The sequence below is a fragment of the Arenibaculum sp. genome (assembly GCF_035998295.1).
In the GTDB taxonomy this organism is placed as follows: Bacteria; Pseudomonadota; Alphaproteobacteria; order Azospirillales; family Azospirillaceae; genus DASYHS01.
This window is the reverse complement of record NZ_DASYHS010000229.1, coordinates 1-2,879: the sequence shown is the minus strand read 5'-3', so window position 1 is coordinate 2,879 and position 2,879 is coordinate 1. Positions and strand designations below refer to the sequence as shown.

4 protein-coding genes are annotated in these 2,879 nt (G+C 70.9%); 3 read left to right on the top strand and 1 reads right to left on the bottom strand.

Annotation, left to right across the window (positions count from 1 at the left end):
• The 3 genes from VGO20_RS22125 to VGO20_RS22115 all read left to right on the top strand — a co-directional run.
• On the top strand, positions 1-1,222 hold a 1,222-nt coding region (locus VGO20_RS22125), incomplete at its 5' end, for an aromatic ring-hydroxylating dioxygenase subunit alpha (protein ID WP_327504556.1).
• The gene (locus VGO20_RS22120) at positions 1,219-1,704 is read left to right on the top strand and encodes an aromatic-ring-hydroxylating dioxygenase subunit beta (protein ID WP_327504555.1); all 486 of its coding nucleotides are present in this window, start codon (positions 1,219-1,221) and stop codon (positions 1,702-1,704) included. The genes VGO20_RS22125 and VGO20_RS22120, both read left to right, overlap by 4 nt.
• Before the next feature lie 4 nt (positions 1,705-1,708).
• Positions 1,709-2,023: a non-heme iron oxygenase ferredoxin subunit gene (locus VGO20_RS22115; RefSeq protein WP_327504554.1), complete on the top strand. Its 315-nt coding sequence runs from the start codon at positions 1,709-1,711 to the stop codon at positions 2,021-2,023.
• Between the two features lie 240 nt (positions 2,024-2,263).
• Here the strand turns inward: VGO20_RS22115 and VGO20_RS22110 are convergent.
• A partial coding sequence (locus VGO20_RS22110) for a PhzF family phenazine biosynthesis protein (protein ID WP_327504553.1) occupies positions 2,264-2,879 on the bottom strand: 616 nt, incomplete at its 5' end.

Genomic DNA, 2,879 nt, shown 5'->3' with positions numbered 1-2,879 from the left:
GGATGGCGCGCGGCACTGGCCGCCCGGCGAAGTCAGCCGCATCCCCTACTGGCTCTACAGCGACCCGGAGGTCTACCGGCGGGAGCTGGAGCGCATCTTCTACGGCCCGCACTGGTGCTACGTCGCGCTGGACGCGGAGATCCCGAACCCCGGCGACTTCAAGCGCTCGGTCGTCGGCGAGCGGCAGGTGATCGCGACCCGGCTCGAGGACGGGGCGGTGGCGGTGGTGGAGAACCGGTGCGCGCATCGCGGCGTCCGCTTCTGCCAGCGCGAGCACGGCACCGCGACGGAGTTCGTCTGCCCCTACCACCAATGGGTCTACGCGCCGACGGGCGAACTGATGGGCGTGCCGTTCCGGCGCGGGGTGAAGGGGCAGGGCGGGATGCCGGCGGACTTCGACCCGAAGGCGAATGGGCTGCGCCGGCTGGAGGTGGCGCGGCGCAACGGGCTGGTCTTCGCCTCCTTCGACCCGGCGGTCCCCTCGTTCGAGGACTATCTCGGGCCGCTGATGCTCCAGTACTACGACCGGACCTATGACGGCAGGCCGCTGAAGCTGCTGGGATATTCGCGCCAGCGCATCCCCGCGAACTGGAAGCTGATGATGGAGAACATCAAGGACCCGTACCATGCGGGCCTCCTGCACGTGTTCTTCGTCACCTTCGGCCTGTTCCGCGCCGACCAGAAGTCGGCGGTGGAGATGGACCCGGCGGGCCGCCACGGCGTCCTGGTCAGCCGCAAGGGCGACAAGGTCCTGAACGACGTCACTCAGGACATGCGCCAGTTCCAGGAGAACCTGCAGCTCCAGGACCCGCGCATCCTCGACGTCGTCCACGAATGGCCCGGCGAGGCGACGGTCGTGATGCAGACCCTGTTCCCGAGCGTGATCCTCCAGCAGCAGGTCAACTCGATGTCGACCCGCCACATCCGCCCGCGCGGGCCGGGCTGCTTCGACTTCGTGTGGACCCATTTCGGCTATGCCGACGACGACGAGGAGATGACGCGCCGCCGCCTGCGCCAGGCGAACCTGTTCGGGCCGGCCGGCTACGTGTCGGCCGACGACGGCGAGGTGATCGAGATGTCGCAGCAGGGCATATCGTCCGACCCCGAGGCCCGGGCGGTCGTCGAGATGGGCGGGCGCGGGACTGGGAACGCGGACCACATGGTCACCGAGACGGCGATCCGGGCGATGTACCGCTACTACCGGGAGGTGATGGGGCTATGATCGCCACCCTCACGCCCGAGCTGCGTTTCGAGGTCGCGGACCTCTACGCCGACTATGCCGAATGCCTGGACGAGCAGCGCTTCGCGGACTGGCCGGACTTCTTCACCGAGGACTGCGTCTACAAGATCATCCCGCGCGAGAATTTCGAGCGCGGGCTGCCCCTGTGCACGGTGTGGGCGGAGAGCCGCGGCATGCTGAAGGACCGCGTCACGGGCATCACCGAGACCATGATGTACATGCCGCGCACCTGCCGGCACATCGTCTCGGCCCCGCGCATCCATGCTCTCGGCGCCGACGGGTCGATCGGCGTGCGGGCGAACTACCTGGTCGTCCAGATCCTGGCGGACGAGCCGGCGCGCGTGTTCCAGGTCGGCCGCTACCTGGACACGCTGGTCCGTTCGGACGGCGTGCTGCGCTTCCGCGAGAAGCTCTGCGTCTTCGACGACGTCCTGATCGACAACTCCCTCATCTACCCGGTGTGAGCGCATGACCGAGCAAACCTGGCACCGCGTCGCCAGCCTCTCCGACCTGCCCGAGGGCGCGATGGCGGCGGTCGACGCCGGCGGATCCCCGATCGCGCTCTACCGGGTCGACGGGCAGGTGCACGCGACCGCGAATGTCTGCACGCATGGCCGCGCGCGGCTCACCGACGGCTACCTGGAAGGGCATCTGGTCGAATGCCCGCTCCACCAGGGGCAGTTCGACGTCCGCACCGGCGCGCCGCAGGGCTTGCCGGTGACCCGGCCGCTGAAGGTCCACGAGGTACGGGTCGAGGGAGACGACGTCTTCGTCCTTGCGTGACGTCCCCGAAACGATGTGTGGCGGGCCCGAGGGATGAGCCCGCCACATCGAGGAGGGAAGATCTGCACGCAATTGCCCGTCACGGCCCAGGGGTGCAGCCGGGACGGAACCGGTGCCGGCCCCCGGAGCAAGGACGGAAGCCGACACCGACGATCAGCCTACCACATCCTCCGGTATGGCGCTACCGCCGAGCGCCGCGCGGGCGCGGCCGGCGCGCTCAGGCAAGGTGCGCGTGCAGGGTCACCCTTCCGCCGACCAGGAACGCGCCGGCGGGAGCGTCCGGGGGGCGGTGACCTCGATCCGGGAGGGGCGGCCCATCGCGCGGCCTTGGAGCACGGCGAAGCGGCCGTCGGGCGGTAGCGCGCCGAGCGCAGCCAGCACCGCGGCCAGGCCGGCCGCGGCGACGCCGGTCGCGGCGTCCTCCAGGAAGCCGGCACGGGAGGGGAACTGCCGCGCCTCGAACAGGCCGGGGCGGTCCCGGTGGGGGGCGACGGGATAGAGTCCGGTGCTGCCGAGCCGGTCGCAGGCGCCGGCGACCCGGCCGGCATCGGCCTCGATGCGGTCGAGAAGCATCGGCTCGGGGAGGTGCAGGATCGTCTTCGGCGGCGCGGCGCCGGCATTGACGATCGCCAGGCCGTCAGGCCGCAGGCCGAGCGCGTCGGCCGGGGCGGCCAGCAGGTCGCCTGACGGGTCCTCGACCGCGCGCACGCCATTGCCGGCGGACAGGAACTCGACCACGAGATCGGCGACGCCGGCCGAAACCCGGCATTCGACCGGGCCCGAAGCGGTTTCGACCTCGCCGCGGCCCGAGGCCGGCCAGCGGCCGAGCCGCCACAGCGCCCACACCCCTGCGATC